This window comes from Pseudoduganella albidiflava (genome assembly GCF_004322755.1).
In the GTDB taxonomy this organism is placed as follows: domain Bacteria; phylum Pseudomonadota; class Gammaproteobacteria; order Burkholderiales; family Burkholderiaceae_D; genus Rugamonas; species Rugamonas albidiflava.
Genome location: NZ_CP036401.1, coordinates 5,227,279 through 5,252,026, shown reverse-complemented (window position 1 = coordinate 5,252,026; position 24,748 = coordinate 5,227,279). Strand labels below are relative to the sequence as shown.

Annotated in this window: 19 protein-coding genes; 16 read left to right on the top strand and 3 right to left on the bottom strand. The window is 65.9% G+C overall.

The genetic code is table 11. The annotated features are described in order from the left end of the window. Positions 1-19: 19 nt before the first annotated feature. The 4 genes from EYF70_RS21775 (at position 20) to EYF70_RS21750 (ending at position 8,061) form a co-directional block, all read left to right on the top strand. Positions 20-1,810: an acyl-CoA dehydrogenase gene (locus EYF70_RS21775; RefSeq protein ID WP_131147272.1), complete on the top strand. Its 1,791-nt coding sequence runs from the start codon at positions 20-22 to the stop codon at positions 1,808-1,810. 242 nt (positions 1,811-2,052) lie between these two features. Beyond that, on the top strand, positions 2,053-5,487 hold the full coding sequence (locus EYF70_RS31410) for a PKD domain-containing protein (protein ID WP_165497758.1): 3,435 nt from the start codon (positions 2,053-2,055) through the stop codon (positions 5,485-5,487). Between the two features lie 89 nt (positions 5,488-5,576). After that, positions 5,577-6,206 carry a LysE family translocator gene (locus EYF70_RS21755; RefSeq protein WP_131147271.1) on the top strand — a complete coding sequence of 210 codons (630 nt, stop codon included), beginning with the start codon at positions 5,577-5,579 and terminating at the stop codon, positions 6,204-6,206. A gap of 34 nt (positions 6,207-6,240) precedes the next feature. Further along, positions 6,241-8,061 (top strand): hypothetical protein, encoded by a 1,821-nt coding sequence (locus tag EYF70_RS21750; protein ID WP_131147270.1) that lies wholly within the window; start codon positions 6,241-6,243, stop codon positions 8,059-8,061. 98 nt (positions 8,062-8,159) lie between these two features. Here the strand turns inward: EYF70_RS21750 and EYF70_RS21745 are convergent, their stop codons facing one another. Both EYF70_RS21745 and EYF70_RS21740 read right to left on the bottom strand, forming a co-directional pair. Further along, positions 8,160-8,588: a glycine zipper 2TM domain-containing protein gene (locus tag EYF70_RS21745; protein ID WP_131147269.1), complete on the bottom strand. Its 429-nt coding sequence runs from the start codon at positions 8,586-8,588 to the stop codon at positions 8,160-8,162. Between the two features lie 265 nt (positions 8,589-8,853). Next, on the bottom strand, positions 8,854-9,264 hold the full coding sequence (locus tag EYF70_RS21740) for an NINE protein (protein WP_131147268.1): 411 nt from the start codon (positions 9,262-9,264) through the stop codon (positions 8,854-8,856). Between the two features lie 249 nt (positions 9,265-9,513). Here EYF70_RS21740 and rpsP point away from each other — a divergent pair, with 249 nt between their 5' ends. The 9 genes from rpsP (at position 9,514) to EYF70_RS21695 (ending at position 18,706) form a co-directional block, all read left to right on the top strand. After that, positions 9,514-9,762 (top strand): 30S ribosomal protein S16, encoded by a 249-nt coding sequence (gene rpsP / locus EYF70_RS21735; protein WP_131147267.1) that lies wholly within the window; start codon positions 9,514-9,516, stop codon positions 9,760-9,762. A gap of 21 nt (positions 9,763-9,783) precedes the next feature. After that, positions 9,784-10,326 (top strand): ribosome maturation factor RimM, encoded by a 543-nt coding sequence (gene rimM, locus EYF70_RS21730; RefSeq protein ID WP_131147266.1) that lies wholly within the window; start codon positions 9,784-9,786, stop codon positions 10,324-10,326. A gap of 130 nt (positions 10,327-10,456) precedes the next feature. Further along, positions 10,457-11,221, top strand: a complete 765-nt coding sequence (trmD, locus tag EYF70_RS21725) for a tRNA (guanosine(37)-N1)-methyltransferase TrmD (protein ID WP_131147265.1) — start codon at positions 10,457-10,459, stop codon at positions 11,219-11,221. A gap of 100 nt (positions 11,222-11,321) precedes the next feature. Beyond that, positions 11,322-11,708 carry a 50S ribosomal protein L19 gene (rplS, locus tag EYF70_RS21720; protein ID WP_131147264.1) on the top strand — a complete coding sequence of 129 codons (387 nt, stop codon included), beginning with the start codon at positions 11,322-11,324 and terminating at the stop codon, positions 11,706-11,708. Positions 11,709-11,845: 137 nt separating this feature from the next. Then, a complete protein-coding gene (locus EYF70_RS21715) occupies positions 11,846-12,529 on the top strand; it encodes a CoA pyrophosphatase (RefSeq protein ID WP_131147263.1) in 684 nt (227 codons plus the stop codon). A 36-nt stretch (positions 12,530-12,565) separates the two neighbouring features. After that, positions 12,566-13,525 carry a CobD/CbiB family protein gene (locus tag EYF70_RS21710; RefSeq protein ID WP_131147262.1) on the top strand — a complete coding sequence of 320 codons (960 nt, stop codon included), beginning with the start codon at positions 12,566-12,568 and terminating at the stop codon, positions 13,523-13,525. 306 nt (positions 13,526-13,831) lie between these two features. Beyond that, positions 13,832-14,143, top strand: a complete 312-nt coding sequence (locus EYF70_RS21705) for a DUF3579 domain-containing protein (protein ID WP_131147261.1) — start codon at positions 13,832-13,834, stop codon at positions 14,141-14,143. Positions 14,144-14,233: 90 nt separating this feature from the next. Continuing rightward, positions 14,234-16,984 (top strand): M16 family metallopeptidase, encoded by a 2,751-nt coding sequence (locus EYF70_RS21700; protein WP_131147260.1) that lies wholly within the window; start codon positions 14,234-14,236, stop codon positions 16,982-16,984. A gap of 264 nt (positions 16,985-17,248) precedes the next feature. Further along, complete coding sequence (locus EYF70_RS21695; RefSeq protein WP_131147259.1) at positions 17,249-18,706, top strand: serine hydrolase; 1,458 nt, start codon at positions 17,249-17,251, stop codon at positions 18,704-18,706. 1 nt (position 18,707) lies between these two features. Here the strand turns inward: EYF70_RS21695 and EYF70_RS21690 are convergent, their stop codons facing one another. Continuing rightward, positions 18,708-19,445, bottom strand: coding sequence for a GntR family transcriptional regulator (locus EYF70_RS21690; RefSeq protein WP_131147258.1), 738 nt, complete (start codon positions 19,443-19,445; stop codon positions 18,708-18,710). A gap of 371 nt (positions 19,446-19,816) precedes the next feature. On the opposite strand from EYF70_RS21690, the gene EYF70_RS21685 reads away from it, so the two are divergent. The 3 genes from EYF70_RS21685 (at position 19,817) to EYF70_RS21675 (ending at position 24,660) form a co-directional block, all read left to right on the top strand. After that, positions 19,817-22,615 (top strand): TonB-dependent receptor, encoded by a 2,799-nt coding sequence (locus tag EYF70_RS21685; protein ID WP_131147257.1) that lies wholly within the window; start codon positions 19,817-19,819, stop codon positions 22,613-22,615. 225 nt (positions 22,616-22,840) lie between these two features. Continuing rightward, positions 22,841-23,677 carry a cupin-like domain-containing protein gene (locus EYF70_RS21680; RefSeq protein WP_131147256.1) on the top strand — a complete coding sequence of 279 codons (837 nt, stop codon included), beginning with the start codon at positions 22,841-22,843 and terminating at the stop codon, positions 23,675-23,677. Further along, the gene (locus EYF70_RS21675; RefSeq protein ID WP_131147255.1) at positions 23,674-24,660 is read left to right on the top strand and encodes a glycoside hydrolase family 18 protein; all 987 of its coding nucleotides are present in this window, start codon (positions 23,674-23,676) and stop codon (positions 24,658-24,660) included. The genes EYF70_RS21680 and EYF70_RS21675 overlap by 4 nt, the downstream gene beginning before the upstream one ends. Positions 24,661-24,748: the final 88 nt, after the last annotated feature.

The window sequence follows — 24,748 nt, the reverse complement described above, 5'->3', positions numbered from 1 at the left end:
TTTTTTTTTGGAGACGACAATGAGCTATACCGCCCCGATCAAAGACATGCTGTTCGTGATGAGCGAACTGGCCAACCTGGATGCCATCAGCGCGCTGCCCGGCTGCGAGGACGCCACGCGCGACACGGCCGAAGCCGTGCTGGAAGAAAACGCCAAGTTCGTCAGCGGCGTGATCGAGCCGCTGAACCACGCCGGCGACAAGGAGCCCAGCTACTGGCACGACGGCCAGGTCACCACCACCAAGGGTTTCAAGGAAGCCTTCCGCCAGTTCGCCGACGCCGGCTGGCAAGGCTTGCAGCACCCGCAGGACTTCGGCGGCCAGGGCTTGCCGAAGCTGGTCGGCACGCCGTGCGTGGAAATGCTGCACGGGGCGAACCTGTCGTTCGCCCTGGTGGCGCTGCTGTCCGACGGCGCCATCGAAGCGCTGATGACGGCGGGCAGCGACGAGCAGAAGGCCACGTACCTGGAGCCGCTCGTGACCGGTCAATGGACCGGCACGATGAACCTGACGGAACCGCAGGCCGGTTCGGACCTGGCCGCCGTGCGCACCCGCGCCGAGCCGCAGGGCGACGGTACCTACAAGATCTTCGGCACCAAGATCTTCATCACCTACGGCGAGCACGACATGACGGAAAACATCGTGCACCTGGTGCTGGCGCGCACGCCGGATGCGCCGCCGGGCGTGAAGGGCATCTCGCTGTTCATCGTGCCGAAGTTCCTCGTCAACGCGGACGGTTCGCTGGGCGCGCGCAACGACGCGCACTGCGTCTCCATCGAGCACAAGCTGGGCATCAAGGCCAGCCCCACGGCGGTGCTGCAGTTCGGCGACAACGGCGGCGCGATCGGCACGCTGGTGGGCGAGGAAAACCGCGGCCTCGAATACATGTTCATCATGATGAACGCGGCCCGTTTCGGCGTGGGCATGCAGGGTATCGGCCTGGCCGAGAACGCGTACCAGAAGGCCGTGGCGTTCGCCCGCGACCGCGTGCAGTCGCGCGACCTGGCCGGCTCCAGCGGCCCGGTGCCGATCATCCACCACCCGGATGTGCGGCGCATGCTGATGTCGATGCGGGCGCAGACCGAGGCGGCGCGCGCGCTGGCCTACGTGGGCGCCGGCTTCCACGACATCGCCCACCACCACGAGGACGAGGAAACGCGCGCGGCGCACCAGGCCATCTACGAATACCTGGTCCCCGTGATCAAGGGCTGGTCGACGGAAATGAGCGAGAACGTGGCGCGCGACGGCGTGCAGGTGCATGGCGGCATGGGCTTCATCGAGGAGACCGGCGCCGCGCAGCACTACCGCGACGCGAAGATCCTGACGATCTACGAAGGCACCACGGCGATCCAGGCCAACGACCTGGTGGGCCGCAAGACGCTGCGCGACGGCGGCAAGGTGGCCAGGCACCTGCTGGCGCAGGCGCGCGCAACGGCCACCCAGCTGGGCGAACTGGAAAGCGGCGACCTGGCCGTCATCCGTGCGCGGCTGGAGCAGGGCGCCACCGACCTCGAAGCGGTGGTCGATTTCGTGCTGGCCAACGCGAAGAGCGACGTGAAGGCGGTGTTCGCCGGCAGCGTGACCTACCTGAAGCTGGCCGGCATCGTGCTGGGCGGCTGGCAGATGGCGCGCGCCGCCCTGATCGCGCAGCAGAAGCTGTCGTCCGGCGCTGGCGATGCGTCGTTCTACCGCGCCAAGATCACCACCGCCCGCTTCTTTGCCGACCACTTCGTGGCGCAATCGACCGCGATGCGCGCCGCCATCGTCGAGGGCCACGCCGGCGTGCTGGCGCTGCCGGAAGAGATGTTCTAAGCCCGGGCAGGCAATCGCGCTGCGGTGACGGCAATCTCGCCAGACTGCAGCGCTGCCTCCCCGCACGGCAGCACCGCAGCGCCGACGCAACGAAAGTTTCACCAAACTGTAGCGCTTGTTACGCAGTTTTGTAATGCCGGTTTAACACCGTAAAACCTTCCTGTACGCTTTCATGCGTTGCCTCTAGGAAATGAGGCGTCCCGCTCAGGCGGCCCGGTGCGGCCGCCGTTCCGAGATCAGTCATGAACCTGTCTGCCAGGAAGACCCTGCTGCTGGCCGTGCTTGCCGCCGGCTTCGCCAGTTCAGTCCACGCCGCCACCAATGCCACGCCGGTGCCCGTGCCGCGCTGGGAACAATTCCCCGGTGAACCCATCATCGTGTTCGGCGGTGGCGATTCCGTCGACCGCGATGGCCACGTGGTGTCGTGGAGCTGGAAGTTCGGCGACGGCACCACGGGCACCGGCCCGGATGCTTCTCACATGTACGCCAGGGCCGGCACCTACCAGGCCACCCTCACCGTGAAGGACGACCGCGGCGCGAGCGCCAGCAAGGGCTTCGCCGTGACCGTGCAGCCGAAACCGAACATGCTGCCGGAAGCGGCGGGCAGCGCAACGGCCACTCCCGGCACGCTGGCGGCCACGTTCGACGGCGGCGCTTCGCGCGACCACGATGGCCGCGTCGTCGCCTACGCCTGGACCTTCGGCGACGGTACCGCGGCCAAGGGCGCGAGGGTCAGCCACACGTACAAGGCACCCGGCACCTATCCGGCGCGGCTGACGGTCCTGGACGACCGTGGCAGCACCGCGTCCGCCGAGGTGCCGGTCACCGTGGCTGGCAACCGTGCGCCGGTGCCGATGGCCGTCGCGGTGCCCGTGTCGGGCAAGCTTGCCGTGGACTTCGATGCGGCCGGATCGTCCGACAGCGATGGCACCATCGCCAGCCATGCGTGGACGTTCGGCGACGGCGCGTCCGGCACCGGGGCACGCGTTGCACACACCTATGCCAGGCCGGGCACCTATGCCGCCACGCTGACCGTCAGGGATAACCGTGGCGCGACGGCGACGCTGGCACTGACGGTGGACGTGACGGGCGCGGTGGCCGCCACCACGCCATGGGTCACCGGCTACTACGCCGGCTGGTTCTGGCACGATTACCAGCCGCAGAACATCGACATGAGCGCGATGACGCACGTGGTGTTCGGCCGCGTGGCGCCGGGCGGCGGCACGCTGGGCGGCAAGCCGGGCGAGATCGTGCCGGGCGCCGGTACGGCGCACGAAGCGGGGCAGCTCCCCGCCGGCGTGACCACGAAGAGCGTCGAGGATTACCTGGTGCAGCGCGCCCACGCGTCCGGCATCAAGGCCTTGCTGATGCTGGGCGGGAACGACGATGGACCCGGCTTCGCCGCGTCGACCACGCCGGCACTGCGGCAGACATTCATCGCCAACCTGCTGGCGTACCTGTCGGCGCACGATTACGACGGCGTCGACATCGACTGGGAAGACCGGCTCGAGACGGCCGCCGACCAGCAGCAGCTGATCGCCCTGGTCACGGAGCTGAAGGCGGCTGCCGCGTTCCACCCGCGCTACCGCGACCGGCCGCTGCTGGTGGCCTGGCCGACCAGCATCCTGAACATGAACTACGACGTGGTGCCGCCCTGGAAGGTGGAGATGGCGCAGCTGGTCGACCAGTTCAACATCATGACCTACCAGATGGCATTCGGCCATGGCGGCTGGACCACCTGGCACTTCGCGCCGATCGGCGGGCAGTCCGGCACCCATCCGAGCGATATCTCCAGCACGGTGCAGGCCTACATCGATGCCGGCATCGCGCCGGCGAAGATCGGCATCGGCATCGGCTTCTATGGCTCGAACTACACGGCACCGGCCACCGGCCCCGATCAGCCGGTGACCATGCAGGAATCGAACGACGCCACGTGGAGCTACGCGAACCTGGTCAACGGCGGCTTCCTGGCGGCCGGCACGTATGTGTGGGACGACGTGGCGCAGATGGGCTACCGCTACTACCCGGGCGGTTTCACGGGGCACGCGCAATACAACTGGGGTACCGCCGGCTTCCTCAGCTACGAAGATCCGGCCAGCATCGCCGCCAAGGGCAAGTGGGTGCGCGCGAAAGGGCTGGGCGGCACGATCCTCTGGACCATCAACTACGGCAGCCCGGACGGCCTGAACAATCCGCTGCTGAACGCCGTGAAGCAGGCGTTCCTGCTGGGCGCCGACAGCGTGCAGCCGTTCGCCCGGATGACGTCATCGATGCCGTCCGCCACCGTGTTGCGCTTCGACTTCGATGGCGGTGCCTCGCGCGACGTGCATGAGAAGCCCGTGGTGCGCTGGGACTGGAGCTTCGGCGACGGCGCCACGGCCAGCGGTGCCACTGCCAGCCACACGTATGCGAAGGCCGGCGATTATCTCGTCACGCTGACCGTCACCGATGCCGCCGGCGTCGTGGCGTCGACCATCGTCTCGGTGCGCGCCGATTTCCCGCCGCCGCCCGACACGCTGCCGCCGCTCGAACCGGTACCCGCCGCCAACGGCGCGCTGCCGTGGGTGACGGCATACTATGCCGGCTGGTTCTGGCCGGACTATGCGCCGCAGCACGTGGACATGAGCGCGATGACGCACTATGTCTTCGGCCGCGTGGCGCCGGGCGGCGGCACGCTGGGCGGCGCGCCGGGCGAGGTGGTGAAGGGTGCCGGCACCGCGCACGATGCCGGCACGCTGGGCTCGGTCAGCGCGAAGAGCGTGGAAGACTACCTGGTGGACAAAGCCCACGCGGCCGGCGTGAAGGCGCTGCTGATGATCGGCGGCATGGGCGACGGCCAGGGCTTCCTGCGCTCCACCGCGCCGGCCCTGCGCCCTGTCTTCGTGAACAACGTGCTGGATTACCTGGAAGCCCATGGCTACGACGGCATCGATCTCGACTGGGAAGACGTGCTCGATACCGAGCAGGCGCAGTTCCGCCTGACCGCGCTGATCGCCGACCTGCGCGCCGGCGCGAAGGCGCGTGCCCGCTGGCGGGACGGCGGTTTCCTGATCACGTTCCCGAACTACGCGATGAACATGAACTATGAAACGGTACCGGCCTGGAAAGTGACCGTGGCATCGATCGTCGACCAGTTCAACCTGATGAGCTATGCGCTGGGCTTCGCGGCGGACGGCTGGAGCACCACCACGTTCAGCCCGATCGAAGGCCATACGGCCAGCCACCCGATGGACCTGGCATCGAGCCTGCAGGCCTACCAGAACGCCGGCATCGAGCGCGGGAAGCTGGGCATCGGCATCGGTTTCTACGGCATGAGCTATGCGCCGCCGGTGACGGGGCCGGACCAGCCGGTCACGCCCGTCAGCTCGAACGATGTGGCGTGGAGCTGGGCCAACCTGGTGAACGGCGGCTTCCTCGATCACGGCACGTACCACTGGGACGACACGGCGAAGATGGGCTACCGCGTCTACCAGGGCGGCTACCGGGGCACGGCGCAATACAACCGCGAGCTGTCGGGCATGCTGACCTACGAAGACCAGAACAGCATCGCCGCCAAGGGCCGCTGGGTGCGCGCCACCGGCGCAGGGGGCGCCATCATCTGGACCCTGAACTATGGCAGCGCCGACGGCCGCACCAATCCGCTGATGGAGGCGGTCAAGGATGCGTTCCTGAAGTAAGCGGCGCCGGATTGGCGGCAGGCCGTGCCGGCGCTAGAATGGCCGCACGCCGAGCCCGGCCATTGCCGCCACCCACGCCGAGGAAACACATGGACCTGTCCACGCTGCTGCTGTTCATCCCCGCCTGCTTCGCGCTGAACCTGGCGCCGGGGCCCAACAACCTGCTATCGATCAGCAATGCCACGCGCTACGGTTTCCGTGCCGCCTGTGTCGCCGGGCTGGGCCGGCTGCTGGCGTTCGCCGGCATGATCGGGCTGGCGGCGAGCGGCCTGGCGGTCGTGCTGCATGCGTCGGAAACCCTGTTCTACGCGATCAAGGTGGCGGGGGCCGTCTACCTGTTCTGGCTTGCCTGGCAGTTGTGGCGCGCCGGGCCGGGCGAGGAGGGCGCGGCCGCCACCGGCGATGGCGGGTTCGTGCGGCTGGCCCGCCAGGAATTCCTGGTGGCGGCTGGCAACCCGAAAGCCATCCTGATCTTCACCGCGTTCCTGCCGCAATTCGTCGACCCGGGGCGGCCCATGGTGCCCCAGTTTGCCTTGCTGGGCTTGCTGTTCCTGGTCTTCGAACTGGTGGCGATCGCCATCTACGCGGCGATCGGTACGCGGCTGCGGCAATGGTTCGCGCGCCCGCGCGGCCGGCTGGTCTTCAACCGCGCCTGTGCCGGCCTGCTGTCCGGCGCGGCCGTCGGCCTGTTGCTGGCGCGGCGCGGCAGCGCTTCCTGATATTCTTGCGGGAAACTGAGAAAGGATGAGCAGGATGAGCGTATTTCGAAGGAAGACCACCGCTGCGCTGTTTGCTTCGCTGTTGGCTTCGCTGGCCGCGCCCGCCGTGGCCGCCGATGCCGATTGCCCGGACTGTTTCCCCAAGCGCTGGATCTACTTTGGCGGCAATGTCACCGTGCCGGCCGATGTCGAAGTCCTGAAAAAAGTGATCGCCGATGCGGCGGTGCACGGCTACAACGGCATCGCGGTCAATACCGCCGGCGATGGCGGCTACCAGATCTTGCTGAAGCCCACCGGGAAGACCGCCTTGCTGCGCAAGAACCTGGCCGAGCTGATCGCGCTGGCCGCGTCGCAAGGGGTGGAACTGATTCCGGTAGGGGGCGGTCCGGCGATTCCCACGCTGCTCAAGCCGGAGCTGGTGGAAGCGCTGCCGGCCAGCGCGTCGTTCACGGTGCGGCAAGACGTCGCCACGGTGAGCGGCCCCAACCTGGTCACGAACGGCGACTTCGCCAGCGAGGCCGGCTGGGCCCGCGATGCCGCCTGGGTGAAGCTGGACCGCACGACCGACCACACCGGCGGCTCCGCGGCCTCCGGGTCGATGAAGATGTCGCCGTCGAACGCCGGCCCGGCCTACAACTCGCGGGTGTATCGCCGCTTCGACCTGGCGCCGCACAAGGCTTACCGCCTGTCGTTCTGGCTGAAGGCCAGCCCGCGCTATCCCACGTCGAAACTGTTCATCCAGATCCTGGCGGAAGGCAAGAACGTGCCCGTGTACCGCAATGCCTCGTCCAACCTCGGCTGGGGCAGCAAGCCGGATGGCACATGGAACGAGCGGGGCAATTCCGACCCGAAGATGTTCAGCGCCGGCCAGGACTGGAAAAAGTATGACCTCGAGTTCAACACCGGCAATGCTTCCTGGGTCACGTTCTACCTGTCCAACCAGCGCGCGGGCGATCCGTCGACGGCGGTCTGGGTCGACGACATCGAATTGCGCGAGATCGGCCTGGCCCATCCGGTGCGGCGCGCCTCGCTGCCGCTGGTCGTGAAAGGGAAGGATGGCACGGTGTACCGGGAAGGCGGCGACTACGCGGTGGGCGCGGAAAAGCTGACGATCCCGCGTGGCAGCCGCATCCGCGATGGCCAGGTGCTCGACGTGTCGTGGTACCAGTCGGCGGAAAACCTGGTGTCGCGCTGGGGTACGCCGGCCACCGCCTGCCGGGATGAATACTTCGACATCCAGAAGGCGTATTACGACGAGATCAACAAGATTTTCGGCGGCAAGTTTCCCGGTTCGAAGGTCGACCGGTATTTCATGTACTACGACGAGATCCGCGTGATGAACTGGGATCCGGGCTGCAAGCCGCCACCGAAGACCGCCGGAGAATACCTGGCGCGCATGGTCAATGGCGTCGGCGCGCGGCTGACCGGCTACCGCCGGCCCGTGGAAAAGCTGGTGTGGAACGACATGTTCGATCCGTCGATGAACGCTATTCCGCGCTACTGGCAGGTCAACGGCGACCTGAGCAAATCCTCGGTCGCGCTGGATCGCAGCTTCGTCGTCGTCAACTGGACCGGTGGCTCGATCATGACGCCGGCTGAAGACGAAGGGCGCCGCGCTTCGGTGAAGCGGTTTGCCGACCCTGGCCACAAGCAGGTGATCGCCCTGTACTACGATAAATTGAGCAGCGTGAACAACTGGCTCGGCGTGCTCGGCAAGCAGTTGCCGCCGGGGATGGACGGGGTCATGTACACCACCTGGGTCGGCGCCGATTATGCCGGGTATGCCCACCTCGGCGCCGTCGCGGACAAGCTGCGCGAACGCATGCCCGGCAAGTGGCCGGCCAAGCGGCGCTGAAGCGGGTCAGCCGCGCGGTCCGGTGACGGAATCAGCCGCGCGGTCCGGCCGTGAAACCCGCCGGGACCGTCACAAATCAGCTGCGGATCAGCCGCGAATCAGCCGCGAACGAGGGTGCCGCCCTGGCGGCGCACCCGGTCGCCCTTGCGCATGTGCGGATCGTTGGCGAAGCTGTACGACGCGGTACGGCCGTTTTCAAACCGCACGTTGACGTTCCAGGTCTTGACCTTCTTCATCTTGCCTTCGATGTGCTTGCCGGCGTAGGCGCCACCGACGGCGCCGGCCACCGTGGCCAGGTCGCGGCCGGTGCCGCTGCCGATCTGGTTGCCCAGCAGGCCGCCGGCGACACCGCCGACGATCACGCCCGCGGCGCCGCCCTTGCCATCCTTTTCCACCACGCGCACGCCCGTCACCTTGGCGCAATCATTGCAGGTGCGCTTCTTGTGGTGCGGGTCGGCATGGGCGCCGGCCATCAGCGTGGACATGGCGAGGGTGGCGAGAACGGTGCGCAGGATACGGGATTTCATGGTTGCTCCAGGAATGACAGATGGGCGCAGTATAGGTGGGCCGGCACCTCGTACGGCTGAGCAAATTGTAATCTCTTGTAAATCAGCAATTAGCCGGATCGGCAATCAGCCCTGCCGGCAATGGGGCGAATCAGCAATGGGTCTAATCAGCGATGAGTCGAATCGGCAATGGGTCGAATCAGCAATGAGTCGAATCAGCGATGAGTCGAATCATCATGAGCGCTGGCCCGCCAGGCAAGCCGGCCGCGGCGCCGCGAATGGCCCTTCAACCGTACGCGCCGCCCGTGTACAGCAAGTCGAACAGGCGGGCGAGCGTGGCGATGAGCGTGCCGGCGCCGACCATCAGCGTGGCCACCAGGATCACGGCGAGCGGCCAGCGGGAATCGCTGCGGCGCGCGGAGCCGCTGTTATGGGCGGCATCCCATTTCTCGTCCGCCATCAGGCCCAGCACCAGCGCTTCGAGGAAGCCCGCCAGCATCGAAAGCGTCAGCGGCAGGTACCAGAAATACCAGTCCGCCTGGGGCGCGGCCCCCATCACGATGCCGCAGGCGGGCAGGGAAGCCGCATGCAGCCAGCCCCAGCGGTCATTGAATCCCTTCAGGTAGAAGCGGTGAATGCCCAGCCCGCCCAAGGCGAAGGCAAGCAGCGTGGCCAGCGTTTTGTTTTTATGCGACATGCGCGATCCATCCGTGGGTGGCGAAGTTTTCGGTAACTGCACAGTATCGGGCAAAATCCGCCACGCGTGTCGGCCGGTGCGACAGCCGATACCGCAAGGAAGCCAATTTGCGATTGCCCATCGGGGCCATATCAGCGATAATCATGGATTGCCCCAACTCTCACTATTGTCAATAATTCTTGCTGGGCAATGAGGAAGCACGCTATAATCGGCGGCTTTTTCCGACTCAGTACACTTTTTGGAAATATTATGGTCGTTATTCGTTTAGCTCGTGGTGGTGCCAAGAAGCGCCCTTTCTACAACATCGTTGCAACCGATTCCCGCAATCGTCGTGACGGCCGCTTCGTCGAGCGTATCGGTTTCTTCAACCCGATGGCTTCGGGCAAGGAAGAACTGCTGCGTATCGCCGCTGATCGCCTGTCGTACTGGCAAGGCGTTGGCGCACAGCTGTCCCCGGCTGTCGAGCGTCTGGTCAATTCGCAAAAAGCAGCAGCCTAAGTTTTCACGGGTTCGAGCGGTTTGAGCGGCAAGAGCGAAGCCGGGAGCGTTCCCGGCGATCTGGTACAGGTAGGCTACATCGCCGGTGCCTATGGTCTGGTGGGCGGAGTGCGGATTCGTCCGTTCTCCACGGATGCCGATGCCTTGCTGCACGCAAAAACCTGGTGGCTGGACAAGCCGGGCCTGCGCGACGTTGAAGTCAAGCGGGCCAGGATGCATTCCGGTGACGTGGTGGCGACGCTTGTCGAAATCACCGACCGGGACGCGGCGGAAGCGCTGAAGGGCGCCGCGGTCTTCATCCCGCGCAGCCAGTTTCCGCAGCTGGAAGATGAAGATGAATTTTACTGGGCCGACCTGATCGGCCTGGAAGTCGACAACCTGCAGGGCGAACGCCTGGGCGTGGTGCACGACATGATGAGCAATGGACCGCAGTCGATCCTGCGCATCAAGGATCCGGCCAACCCGGAATCCGAGGAGCGCCTGATCCCGTTCGTGGACCAGTTCGTCATCAAGGTAGACCGGGAAGCGAAGAAGATCGTCGTGGACTGGGGTCTCGATTTCTGAACGCCGGTTTCCGATCCGCCTTGCAGCCCGCTTGATAGTCCGCTGATCTGGTCCGCTTATTTAGTCCGCTGATCTGGTCCGCTTGTCTAGCCTGCGCTTATCCAGCCTGTTTACCGAGCCCGCTTCATCCATGCAGTTCGACGTCGTCACGCTGTTCCCCGAAATGTTCGCCGCGCTCACGCAGTCCGGTGTCACGCGCCGCGCGCACGAGCAGCGCCGGTGGGGCTTGAACCTGTGGAATCCGCGCGATTTCACGACCGACAACCACCGCACCGTGGACGACCGGCCTTATGGCGGCGGGCCCGGCATGGTGATGCTGGCCAAGCCGCTGGAAGCGACGATCGCCGCCGCGAAACGGCGCCAGGTCGTGGCCGGGCTGCCGGCGCCGCGCGTGGTGTTCATGTCGCCGCAAGGCCGGCAGCTGACGCACGGCAGGGTGATGGAGTTGAAGAACGAGCCCGGGCTGGTGATCCTGTGCGGCCGCTACGAAGCGGTGGACCAGCGCTTGCTGGACCGCTGCATCGACGAGGAAATCAGCCTCGGCGACTTCGTGCTGTCCGGCGGCGAATTGCCGGCGATGGCGCTGATGGATGCGGTGGTGCGGCAGTTGCCCGGTGTGCTGAACACCGATGCTTCGGCCGTCGAGGACAGCTTCGTCAACGGCTTGCTGGATTCGCCGCACTACACGCGGCCCGAGGTGTACGAAGGCGTGGCCGTGCCGCCTGTGCTGATGGGCGGGAACCACGCCGAGATCAACAAGTGGCGCCGCGAGCGCATGCTCGAAGCCACCGCGCGCAAGCGCCCCGACCTGCTCGACAAGGCCCGCGCCGCGGGGCAGTTGAGCCGGCAGGATGAAAAGTTTTTGGCAGGTTTAGCAAAACCTGTCTCGTCGTAGCAGTAACCGTGCGGGCCGGTAACGGTCCGCTTGTTCAAACCCATCCTCTACCGGGCAAGCCAACAGGCTGCGCCGGCAAGATGGCAACAGGAGTCATACAATGGATCTGATCCAGCAACTCGAGCAAGAAGAAATCGCCCGCCTGGGCAAGAACATCCCCGACTTCGCCCCTGGCGATACCGTGGTGGTGAACGTGAACGTGGTCGAAGGCACGCGCAAGCGCGCCCAGGCTTACGAAGGCGTCGTGATCGCCCGCCGCAACCGTGGCCTGAACTCGAACTTCATCGTTCGCAAGATCTCGTCCGGCGAAGGCGTCGAGCGTACCTTCCAGCTGTATTCCCCGCTGATCGCTTCGATCGAAGTGAAGCGTCGTGGTGACGTCCGTCGCGCCAAGCTGTACTACCTGCGCGAGCGTTCGGGCAAATCCGCACGTATCAAGGAAAAGCTGCCGAACCGCCGCGCTGCCGTTTCGGCACAAGGCGAGTAATCGCGGTCTTCGGCGAAGTCCTTCGCCGTCGATTGAAAGGGTGCCCTTGCGGCACCCTTTTTTTTATCCGCCGCGCCCATACTTGCCAGTATTGCCACCTGGCGCCGGCTCCCTGGCGCCGCTACCTGGAGACCACCTTGGCCAAGCCGTTCTTCGATCCCGCGCTGCTTCCCATCGACGCCATCGCCGGCGAGCCACCGTTGCCGCCGGAGCGGCTGGCACCCGGCTGGCTGCGCGAACGCTTCGCGCGAACGGTCGACTGGTTCCCGGAAACGGCCGACGAATCGCGTGGAACGCGGGCCAATCCCACCCCCGCCTCGGTGCTGGTGCCGCTGGTGTTGCGCCCCGCGGGGATCACGGTGCTCCTGACGCGGCGTACCGCCCACCTGAACGACCATGCCGGCCAGGTCGCCTTTCCCGGCGGGCGCGCCGAGCATGACGATGCCGACGCCGTCGATACCGCGCTGCGCGAAACGGAAGAGGAGATCGGCCTGCACCGCCGCCACATCGAGATCCTGGGCACGCTGCCCCTGTATCACACCGGTACCGGCTACGCGGTGACGCCGGTGGTGGCGCTGGTTGCCCCGCCGTTCGAGCTGAAGGCCGACCCGTTCGAGGTCGCCGAAATCTTCGAAGTGCCGCTGCGCTTCCTGATGGATGGTGCCCATCACGAACTGCGTTCGGCGCTGCCGCCAGCTGCCGGCGCGGGGCAAGACCGGCAGGCGAAACGCACCTTCTACACCATGCCGTACGAGGGCCATTTCATCTGGGGCGCCACTGCGGGCATGCTGCGCAATCTGTTTCATTTCTTGCGCGCTTAAGCTATCGTAGCGCACATTGCACCCCAAGGGATTTAGATGACTTTTCTTTCGATTCTCTGCGCGCTGCTGCTCGAGCAAATGAAGCCGCTGCGCGCGGATAACCCGATCTACGCCAACATCAAGCTGTTCGCGGTGCGCATGGAAACCTGGTTCAACGCGGGCCAGGCAAGTCACGGCCGCATGGGCTGGTTCCTGGTGATGGCGGCGCTGATGGTGCCCACCGGGTTGATCTACTGGGTACTGCTGCGTTACAACCTGATCCTGGGCGCGTTCGCCTGGAATGTGCTGATCGTCTACCTTACCCTGGGATTTCGCCACTATAGCCACTATTTCACATCGATCCAGCTGGCGCTGAACGCCGGCGACGAACCCGCCGCGCGCGCGCTGCTGTCCGAATGGACCCGGCAGGATACCGTGGGCCTGGAAGCCAACGAGATTGCCCGCATCGCTGTCGAAAAGGCATTGATCACCACGCACCGCAACGTCTTCGGCGTGTTCTTCTGGTTCCTGCTGCCGCTGGGCCCCGCCGCCGCCGTGATGTACCGCGTGTCCGAATACCTGGCGCGCGCCTGGAACGAACCGGATCACATGAAGAACGAGGCGTTCGGACAGTTCGCCGCCAGGGCGTTCTACTGGATCGACTGGATCCCCGCGCGCCTGACCGCGGTGGCCTTCGCCGTGGTCGGCAATTTCGAGGATGCGATCTACGCGTGGCGCAACTTCGCCCATCGCTGGCGCGACGAAGCGATCGGCATCATCCTGGCCGCCGGCGGCGGCGCCATGGGCGTACGCCTCGGCACGCCGCAGGAAAACGCCGCGAAGGTGGTGCCGGCCGATGCCGCCACCGTCGACATCAGCGACGTCGAGGTGGAAACCCTGCCGGGCGACGAACCCAGCGTGCGCGCATTGCAGAGCACCGTGGGCCTGGTCTGGCGCGCGCTGCTGCTGTGGATGCTGCTGCTGCTCCTGATGTCCGGCGCCATGGCGCTGGGGTGATGCCCGCGCCGGCCGCTGCTGCCGCGCACTGCGGGAAAACGCGATCGCGCGAACCGGCTTACAATGCGGTGCGCCCGCTTGCTGTCGGCAAGCCGGGCACACTCGCTGGCATGGCGCGCGAACGATCTTTATTCGCCATTCCAGTCCGCCGCAGTCGGGTACTGCCGTGCCAAGTCTTCTATAAGATATAATACTCAGAACGTTTTGCTCAGTACGTTTTGCTCAGTACGTTTTGCTTAGTACGTTTTGCTCAGTTCGTCCCAGCGCATTTTCCTGTATCTCTGCCACGTATCAGTTTCTTAGCCTATGGCCAGCGAGTTCTTCATTCTTGGGCTTACCACCGACGGCAAGCAGTTTCGTCCCAGCGACTGGGCCGATCGCCTGTGCGGTGTGATGTCATGCTTCCGGCCCGCGGGCACCGGTGGCCGCAATGCCCACCTGCAGTACTCGCCGCTGGTGCGGCCGACGATGATCAACGGCGTCAAGGCCGTCGTCGTCGACGAGACCCTGAAGGACATCGAACCGATGGCCTATCACTTCGTCAAGCAGTTCGCCGTCGACAACAAGCTGCAGGTGGTGGACGCGTGCTACGTGCCGGCCCCGGGCGACAAGCAATAGCGTCTTCAAACCGCGTCTTCACACGGCGTCTTCCCATGCCGGCGATCGCCGCGTAGGATAGGGTTTTGCCAACGCGACTTGCGAACCCACATGACCCAACGCCGTGCTTCCACGCGCAGTGATATCCTGCGCCGCGCTTCTCTTCATGCAGCGCTGCTGTCCTGTTTCAGCTTCACGTTCATCGCTCCCTCGGTCCATGGCCAGACCCTGCCGCCCGGCGTGGTCAAGGGGCCGTCCGTCGAAGGCATCACCGAATACCGCCTGCCCAACGGACTGAAGGTCCTGCTGTTCCCCGATTCGTCGAAACCCACCGTCACCGTCAACGTCACGTACCTGGTCGGCTCGCGCCACGAGAACTACGGCGAAACGGGCATGGCGCACCTGCTCGAACACCTGCTGTTCAAGGGCACGCCGAAGCATCGCAACATCCCGCAGCAGTTCTCCGAGCGGGGCATGAACTTCAACGGCACCACGTCGCAGGACCGTACCAACTACTACGAAGTATTCCCGGCGAGCTCGGGCAACCTGAAGTGGGCGCTGGAGATGGAAGCGGAGCGCATGACGAAATCGTTCGTCGCCAGGAAGGACCTGGACTCCGAAATGACCGTGGTGCGCAACGAATACGAGGCCGGCGAGAACAGCCCGTTCGGCGTGCTGATGAAGCGGATGGAGAGCGTGGCCTACGACTGGCACAGCTACGGCCGCTCGACGATCGGCAACCGCAGCGACATCGAGAACGTGAAGATCGAGAACCTGCAGGCGTTCTACCGCACGTACTACCAGCCGGACAACGCGGTCTTGCTGGTGGCCGGCAAGTTCGATCCATCGCAGACGCTGTCGTGGATCAGCAAGTCGTTCGGCGTGATCCCCAAGCCCAAGCGCAAGCTGCCGCCGTTCTGGACGGTCGAGCCGGCGCAGGACGGCGAGCGCCAGTTCGCCGTGCGGCGCAAGGGCGACGTGCAGCTGATCCTGGTCGGCTACAAGGTCCCGGCCGGCCTGCACCCGGATGCCGATCCGCTGCAGTTCATGAGCCAGATCCAGGGCGACGCGCCGAACGGCCGCCTGCACAAGCTGCTGGTGGAAACCGGCAAGGCGGCGCAGGTGTTCAGCTTCGGCCAGACCGGCTATGCGCCGGGCCTGCAACTGTTCGGCGCCGTGGTCAAGGCCGGGCAGCCGGTCGAGCCGGTGCGCGATGCGCTGGTCGACGCCATCGAGGGTTTCGCCAAGGCCCCCCCCAGCGAGGAAGAGATGGGCCGCACGCGGCGCAACTTCACCAACGGCATCGAGAAGGCGCTGAACGATCCGCAGCAGGTCGGCGTGGCGCTGTCCGAGCAGATCGCCCTGGGCGACTGGCGCCTGCTGTTCCAGGGCCGCGATGCGCTGCCGAAGATCACCGCGCAGCAGGTGGCCGAGGCGGCCGGGCGCTATTTCAGGCGCGACAACCGCACGGTCGGCCTGTTCCTGCCCGAGGACGCGCCGCAGCGCGCCGTCATCGGCGCCGCGCCGACCGCGCAGGAAGTGATGAAGGACTACCAGGCGCGTGAAAGCGTGCTCACGTCCGAGAACTTCGACCCGAGCCAGGACAACATCATGGCCCGCACCGAGATCCGCAAGATCGGCGGCATCGAAGCGGCCCTGCTGCCGAAGAAGAACCGCGGCGAGACGGTCGCCGTCAACCTGCGCCTGCACTGGGGCGACGAGAAAAACCAGTTCGGCAAGTCGATGGTGTCCGCCGTGGCCGGCGAAATGCTCACGCGCGGTACCGGCAAGTACACGCGCGCGCAGCTGGCCGACGAGATGTCGAAGCTGAAGATGACCGGCAGCAGCGTGTATCACTTCGAAACCACCCGCGAACACCTCGATGGGGCAATGCGCCTGATGGCCCACGTGCTGAAGGAACCGAGCTTCCCCGAAGCGGAGTTCGAGCAGCTGCGCCAGCAGTGGATCGTCGGCATCGAAGCCAACCGCAACGAACCGCCGGCACTGGCCAGCCAGGCGCTCAGCGAATACTTCGACCACTGGCCCAAGGGCGATCCGCGCAACGTGATGACGGTCGACGAACAGCTGGCCGAACTGAAGGCGATGAAGCTGGACGACGTGAAGGCCTACCACCGCGAGTTCTACGGCGCCTCGCATGGCGAGCTGGCGATCGTGGGCGACTTCGACAAGGAAGCCGCCAGCAAGACCGTCGCCGACACGCTGTCCGGCTGGAACAGCAAGGCGGCCTATGCGCGCATCCTCGATGCGAACGCGGAACGCCCCGCGATGCGCAAGGCGATCGATACACCGGACAAGGAAAACGGCTTCTACATCGCGCGCCTGAACCTCGACCTGCGCACCGACGACCCGGATTATCCGGCGCTCGAACTGGCCAACTTCATCTTCGGCGACGGTGGCCTGAAGTCGCGGCTGATGGACCGCATCCGCCAGAAGGATGGCCTGTCGTACGGCGGCGGTTCGTCGCTATACGTGGGCGACATCGACCGTGCCTCGAACTTCACGATCAACGCGATCGCCGCGCCGCAGAACCTGAAGAAGGTGGAAGCGGCGGTGCGCGAGGAACTGGCGCTGGCGCTGAAGACCGGTTTCACCGCCGCCGAAGTGGCCGGTGCCAAGTCGGGCCTGCTGCAGCAGCGCGTGCAGAACCGCACCCGGGATGGCGTGGTAGCGAGCGCCTGGACCAACTTCCTGTACCTGGACCGCACGTTCGCCTGGAGCAAGCAGCATGAGCAGAAACTGCAGGCGCTGACGGTCGAGCAGGTCAATGCCGCGTTCCGCAAGCACGTCGATCCGGCGAAGCTGGCCGTGGTGGTGGCCGGCGACCAGTCGAAGGCGAAGTAAGGGAAGGGCCGCAAGGCAGGGCATCGAACAGGTGCCGCAAACCAGCGCGGCAAATAAGCACGGCAAGTAGCACGGCAAGTATGCACGCCAAGTAAGCACGGCAAGCAGGCGGCATGGTGCGGGGCGCCGCCGCGGGTCATTCATGGCCTGCGGTGGCGCCCCGTTTTTTCCATTCCGTCGCGCCATAGGCCCGTTCGTCGCATCGCTCGGTCATCGGCGCAGCCTGGCGCTACGATGTGTTTTTCTTAACGTCGAGGAAAACCCATGTTCCAGCGTTCCGCCATCGCCGTCGCCGTCATCGCCTGCGCCGCCCTGCTGTCGCCAGCACCGTTCGCCGCTGTCCTTGCTGCACCCGTCCATACTGCACCCGTCCAGGCTGCGCCTGCCCAGGCCACGCAAGACGCGCTTGCCGCCAGCATCGATGCGCTGCTGGCGCCCCATTTCAAGGCCGATGCGCCGGGCATCACCGTCATCGCCACGAAGGATGGCAAGCCCGTCTTCCGCAAGGCGTATGGCATGGCCGATGTCAACGCGAAGCAGCCCTTGGCCGCGGACGCCGTGCTGCGCCTCGGTTCGATCACCAAGCAGTTCACCGCCATCGGCATCCTGATGCTGGCCGACGAAGGCAAGCTGGCGCTCACCGACGACATCACGCGCTTCCTGCCCGGCTATCCGACCGATGGCCGCAAGGTCACCGTCGAACACCTGCTGACCCATACCTCGGGCATTGTCAGCTACACGAGCAAGCCGGACTTTCGTGACGTGATGGGCAAGGACGTCAGCGTCGAACAGGCCATCGACTACTTCAAGAACGATACGCCGGAATTCTCGCCCGGCAGCACCTTCAGGTACAACAACTCCGGCTACTTCCTGCTCGGCGCGATCATCGAGAAAGTGTCCGGGCAGCCGTATGCCCGCTTCATGGAACAGCGCATCTTCAAGCCGCTCGGCATGGCCCATACCGGCTATGAAGGCAGCGGCGCCGGCTTGACGCCCGTGCCGGGCTACAGCGTGCGCGACGGCCAGGCCACGCCGAGCGCGCCGCTCAGCATGGCCTGGCCGTACGCGGCCGGCGCGCTGGTGTCGAACGTGGACGACCTGGCGCGCTGGCAGGCGGCGCTGGCCGAGGGCAAGCTGGTGCACCCGGAAACGCTGCGGCGCGCCTTCACGCCGTTCACGCTGGCCGACGGCAAGGCCGGCCCGTATGGCCATGGCTGGTTCATTGGCCAGCTCCATGCCACGCGGCTGGTCTTCCACGGCGGGAACATCAACGGTTTCAGTACCGATGCCGTGTGGCTGCCGGACGATCGCGTGTATGTCGCCATGCTGGGCAACCGGGAAGCAGGTGCCGGCGGCGTGCCGCTGGAAAAACTGACGCGCCAGGTCGCCATGCGCATCGCGGGCAAGCCGCTGCCGGTGCCGTCCGGCGCGAAACTCGATGCGGCCACGCTGGCCGGCTACGAAGGCGTCTATCCGGTCGACCCCAAGGTCAGCCTCGAAGTTGGCCGCGACGGCGATGGTTTGGTGATGCGGCGCAGCGGCCGGCCTGCCGTGCCGCTGCTGCACTACAAGACCGACGGGTTCCTGCTCGGCGATACGCTGGCGACGGCGGCATTCACCCGCGACGGGAATGGCAAGGTCACGGCCATGACGATCAGCAGCGACCGCGGCGAGCGCGTGCACGAGCGGACACCCAGGGCGGGTGAAGCGCCGGTTCCCTGAGCTACGGCGTGCTCAGCTCCGCCACGAAATCGTACATGTCGCCGCGGAAGATCGACCGGCAGAATTCCACCGCCCGGCCGTCGCGCAGGAAGCCCAGGCGCTCGACGGCCAGCCCGGCATCGCCCTCGCGGGTGTGCAGCAACTGGGCCTGCTCGGCATTGAGCAGCAGCGCGGACAGGCGCTGCAGCGCTCGCACCGGGCGGTTGCCGGTCTTTTCCAGCGCTTCGTACATCGACACGTCGACCGCTTCGAGCGAGGGCAGGGCGGTGGCGACGATCGTCGCGTATTCGAGGCACATCGGCACGTCGTCGGCGAAGCGGATGCGGTTGAAGCGGTAGACCGGCGCACCCGGCGACAGCCGCAGGCGCAGCGCTTCTTCCGGCGTCACGGTGCCCTCGGAGCGCTTCAGCCACACGCTGTGCGGGATGCGCCCGCGTGCGCGGATATCTTCCGAGAACGACGTCAGCTTGGCGAAGTTCTTTTCGATGCGCGTATTAATGAAGTTGCCCGAACCGGGCCGGCGCACCAGCAAGCCTTCGTCGACCAGGCCATCGATGGCCTTCCGCACGGTGATGCGGGAAATCGCCAGGTCGGCCGCCAGTTGCCGTTCCGCCGGCAGCGCTTCTTCCGGGCCGAAGACCCGCTGGTCCACCGCCTCGCGCAGCGCCCGCTGCAATTGCTGGTACAGCGGCAAGCCGGTCTGCCGCATGCCGCGCATGATGTCCGCCAGCGAAGTCAATGTGTTCTCCCGAATGGTCCGTCCGCGTCGTGAGGGCCTTGCCGGATGGGCAAGGATGGGCGGCGTCGATAATACCAAAAAAAGACCATACATAAAGCGGTCCGCATGCCTGCATCCTGCAAGCAAGGGGGAGTTAGCGCTATCTGCGGGGATTTCACCCCCAAGTGGTATGTATTCCTGATACAACATTACAAAAAAAGACCGAAATTGGTAGTGTTCTGGTATTGGTTGGCGTTATATTGGCGCTCGATTGGTTTTGTCAGTGGTAGGAGATTCGCGGCTGTGCCGTTGGCGGCGTACCGGCGGCGCGCGCGCCGCGAATCACGAAACGACCGGCCCGCGAAACGTCGGGCTCACTCAAGGGGGAGTAAATGAAGCGCATCCAGGCAGCACAACAATACAAGCACCGCCCGGCCAACAACCGCCTGACGCCTGCGGCCGCCGCCGCCGCGATCCTGGTGCTGGGCATGGCCGCCACGGCCCACGCGCAGCAGTCCGCGGAAGGGGCAGGGGCAACGCAGGCCGAGCCGGAACGGGTGATCGTCACCGGCATCCGCGCAGCGCTGCAGCAATCGCTGGCCGTCAAGCGCAACGCGGCCGCCAATATCGAGGTCATCACGGCCGAAGACGTCGGCAAGATGCCGGACAAGAACGTGGCCGACTCGCTGCAGCGCCTGCCCGGCGTGAACATCAGCTCCTCGGCGGCTGGTTCCGGCGGCTTCGACGAGAACGATCGCGTGAGCCTGCGCGGTACCGCGCCCAGCCTGACGCAGACCACCATCAACGGCCATGCCGTGTCGTCCGGCGACTGGTTCGTCCTCGACCAGGTGGGTGGCGCCGTCGGCCGTACCACCTCGTATTCGCTGCTGCCTTCCGAGATCGTCGGCCAGGTCATCGTGCGCAAGGCGCCGACCGCCGACATGGTCGAGGGCGGCGCCGCCGGCTCGATCGACGTGATCACCCGCCGCCCGCTGGACTTCAAGGAGCGGCTGACGCTGGAAGGCTCGGTGCAGGCGGTGTACTCCACGCTGGCCGAGAAGACCGACCCGCAATTCTCCGGCCTGGTCAACTGGAAGAACGCCACCAACACCTTCGGCGTGATGCTGCAGGGCTTCTCCGAGAAGCGCAGCCTGCGCCGCGATGGCCAGGAACTGCTGCAGTACACGCAGATCGGCGCCAACAGCGCGCTGGCGCAGGCACGGCCGGACCTGGCCAACGTGTGGTACCCGCGCCTGATCGGCTCCTCGCTGTTCACGCAGGAACGCCACCGCAAGGGCGGCCTGGTCGCCGCGCAGATCAAGCCTTCGCGCGACCTGTCGGTGGAGGCGACGTACTTCAACTCGAAGCTGGAGGCGTCGAACTACAACCGCAACTACATGACCGACATGAATGGCAACGGCGCCATCGGCGGCAACGTGGTGCCGGATTCGTACACGGTGCGCAATGGCACGCTGACCTCGGTCAGCTACAGCAACAAGGGCACCGCCGCCGCGCCGCTGCGCTACGGTATCGTCGACGACATCGTGCGCGAAGGCGCCTATGCGAAATCCGAGTTCCTCGACCTGAACGGCAAATGGCGCGTCAACGATCGCCTCACCTTGTCCGGCCTGATCGGCAAGACCCGCGGCACCGGCGCCACGCCGTCGCAGGGCGTGTACGAGGGCGACGTGAACAACTCGGGCGTCAGCTATCAGCTGAACGGCCTGGGCTCGCCGGCCACCGTGAAATTCCCCAGCATCGATACCTCCGTGTTCACCGGCACGGTGCTGGACTGGGTGTTCGGCTACAGCCCGGCCACCACGTCGGATGAGGAAACCTACGGCCAGATCGACGCCGCCTTCCGCCTCGACAACGACACCTTCAAGGAAATCAAGTTCGGCCTGCGCGGCACCGACCACGAGCGCAGCAACTTCGCCATCTCGCAGGGGCCGAACTGGGCCAACACGGAACCCGGCACCGCGAACACCAACCCGGCCTGGAACGGCAACACCTATCCGGGCGATTTCGGCAAGGACCTGGGCGGCGACTTCCCGCGCAACGTGTGGGAGCTGGACCCGGCCATCCTGCAGGCATGGGGTGCCGAGCACTCGAACCGCAGTGCCGAGCGGATCTACTATCCGGACATGTTCAACCTGACGGAAAAGACCAAGGCGGCCTACGTGTCGACCGAGATGGAAGGCGAGGGCTGGAGCGGCAACCTGGGCGTGCGCGTGGTGCGCACCGAGGGCGAGTCGAACGGCTACCAGATCCTGCCGAACCAGCTGCCGGGCGGGAACCTGCCGGCGTTCCCGTGGGGCGGCTTCGTGCAGCAGACGCGCATCGAGAACAACCACACGGAAATCCTGCCGAGCCTGAACCTGCGCTTCGATGTGCGCAGCGATGTCGTGGCCCGCTTCGGCGCGTCGCGCACGATGACGCGGCCGGACTTCGGCGCGCTGGGCGGCACCGTGTCGCTGACCGATGAAACCCATACCGGCAACGGCGGCAACGCGGCGCTGAAGCCGACGCTGTCGAACAACCTTGATGCCACCGTGCAGTGGTACTTCGCACCGCGCGCGCTGGCGTCGGTCGGCCTGTTCTACATGGACCTGCACAACTACGTGGGCTACGGCGCCAGCACCGGCACCTTCATCGACAGCCGCGCATCGCAGCAATCCGGCCAGCCTACCTTCGCCACCTACACGATCACGTCGCCGGTCAACGTGGACGCCAGCGTGAAGGGCCTCGAACTGGCGCTGCAACTGCCGCTGGGCGCCGGCTTCGGCATGGACGGCAATGTCACGCTGTCCGATTCGAAGCAGGACTTCGGCAGCTGCCCGGCGACGCAGACGATGACGTCGTCCGACCCGTGCGACATGCTGGGCGCCTCGAAGACCACCGCCAACGTCGGCGCCTACTTCGAGAACGAGCGCTTCAACTTCCGCGTCGGCTACGCGTGGCGTTCGGCCTACCTGGCCGCGCAGGACCGGGGCACGCCGCTGTACCAGGACGCGGTGGGCCAGCTGTCGGCCTCGCTGAACTGGAACATCACGAAGAACGTCGTGCTGACCGTCAGTGGCCAGAACCTGAACGAGCCGATCCTGAAGAACTACGTGTACAACAAGGACCAGCCCGGCCGCTTCTACGCCAACGGCGCCCAGTACTACGCCGGCCTGCGGTTCAAGTACTGATAACTGCAGCAAACATTTCCCAAAACCGGGTATGACCCTGATGCCGCTTGAATAGGCCACCCCAAGTGCAAATTCCGGGGTCAGACCCGCCGGGTCTGACCCCAGTCCTTCGCTGTTGGGGTGAATGCATGCGCATTCAATGTGTCGACGATCGCTTGACTAAGCGGTATTGGGGGCAGCCCCGGGTTTTGGGCAATATTAAGCATTCATGAGCATCAAGCATTCATGAGCATTTCCGCGATCGAACTGACGTGCACCACCGCTGCGGGCTTCGCAACCGTCTTGTCGGAGCAGCGGCCGGTCGTGTTGCGCGGCTACGTGAATCACTGGCCGGCCGTGGCGGCAGGGCGCCGGTCGCCGGAGGCGCTGTGCCGCTACCTGCTGGGATTCGACCGCGGCACGCCGGCCGATACGGTACTGATGCCGCCCGAGGTGAAAGGGCGGCTGTTCTATTCGCCCGACATGCAGGGCTTTAACTTCGTGCGCAGCAAGCGGACGGTGGCGGCGGTGCTCGAGCAGGTGGCGCGCTATTCGCAGTTTCCGGCGGCGCCGGCGGTGGCGATGCAAAGCGCGCTGCTGGACGACGTGCTGCCCGGCTTCGCGCAGGCCAACCGGGCAGCGCTGGCGGATCAGCTGGACGATCCCGCCATCGCGCCGCGGCTGTGGCTCGGCAACGAAGTGATCACGCCGGCGCATTTCGACGAGTCGCACAATGTCGCATGCGTCGTCAGCGGCCGGCGCCGCTTCACGCTGTTCGCGCCGGAGCAGGGCGCGAACCTGTACCTCGGCCCGCTGGATTTCGCGCCGACCCCCACGCCGATCAGCCTCGTGTCGTTCCGCGCGCCCGACTACCGGCGCTTTCCGCGCTTCAGGGAGGCCGAACGGCACGCCATCGTCGCCGACCTCCTGCCGGGCGACGCGCTGTACATTCCCTCGCTGTGGTGGCATCACGTCGAATCGATCGGCGTGCTGAACACCATGGTCAACTACTGGTGGACCGCGCCGGCGGCGCACGGCCTGACGAAGGCCGACGTGCTGGCGCTGGCCACGGAGAACCCATGAACAAGATGACATGCGCGGCCGTGGCCGCGACGCTGCTGGCGCTGTGCGGATCGGCCGCGCTGGCCGCGCCGCGGGTCGTCGTCAGCCCCTATAAATTCCTGCCGCTGAACCGCGCGCCGGCCCATGCGATCGGCGCGCCCGATGCCACGCCCTACCTGGCGAAGGGGCCGGTGGCGCTGAGCTGGGCCTTTGCCACCGGCGAATGCGGCAGCGAAAAATGGCGCGAGCAAACGGGCGCCCAGGTAGCGGCGGCCAACGTGGCCGCCTTTGCGAGAGCCGGTATCGACTACGTGATCTCCACGGGCGGGCAGGGTGGCGTATTCACTTGCGCCACCGATGAAGGCATGGAACGCTTCATTGCCCGCTACGATTCGCCGCACCTGGCCGGCATCGACTTCGATATCGAAGCCGGGCAGACCAGCGAGCAGATCGCCTCGCTGGTGCGGCGCGCGGCCACCGCGCAGAAGAAGCGGCCGCACCTGCGCTTCTCGTTCACCGTTGCCACGCATGCGGCCTCCGACGGCAGCAGGCGCAGCCTGAACGCGCTGGGCGAAACGATCCTTGCCGCCGTGCGCGCAGGCGGCCTGCGCGACTGGACCTTCAACCTGATGGTGATGGATTACGGCCCGCCGGCGGCCGATGCATGCGTGCTGCGCGGCGCCGTGTGCGACATGGGCCGCTCGGCCGTGCAGGCGGTGCGCAACGTGCACGAGAAATATGGCATCCCGCTCGCGCAGATCGAAGTGACGCCGATGATCGGCGTGAACGACATGCCCGGCAACGACTTCACGCTGGACGATGCGCGCGTGGTGGGCGCGGCGGTGAAATCGATGGGGCTGGCCGGGCTGCACTGGTGGTCGCTGGACCGCGACCAGCCGTGCAAGGTGCCGGTACAGGGCGCCAGCGACCGCTGCAGCGGAATGGAGGGTGCCGCGGGTGCGTTCGATGCGGCGTTCCGGGCCGGCGTCGGGGGCGAGCGCTGAGAAACCCAAAGCAAAGGGCTGGGGTCAGACCCGGCGGGTCTGACCCCGGGGTTCGCATTTGGGGTTAACTCAAGCGCATCGGCGCTTG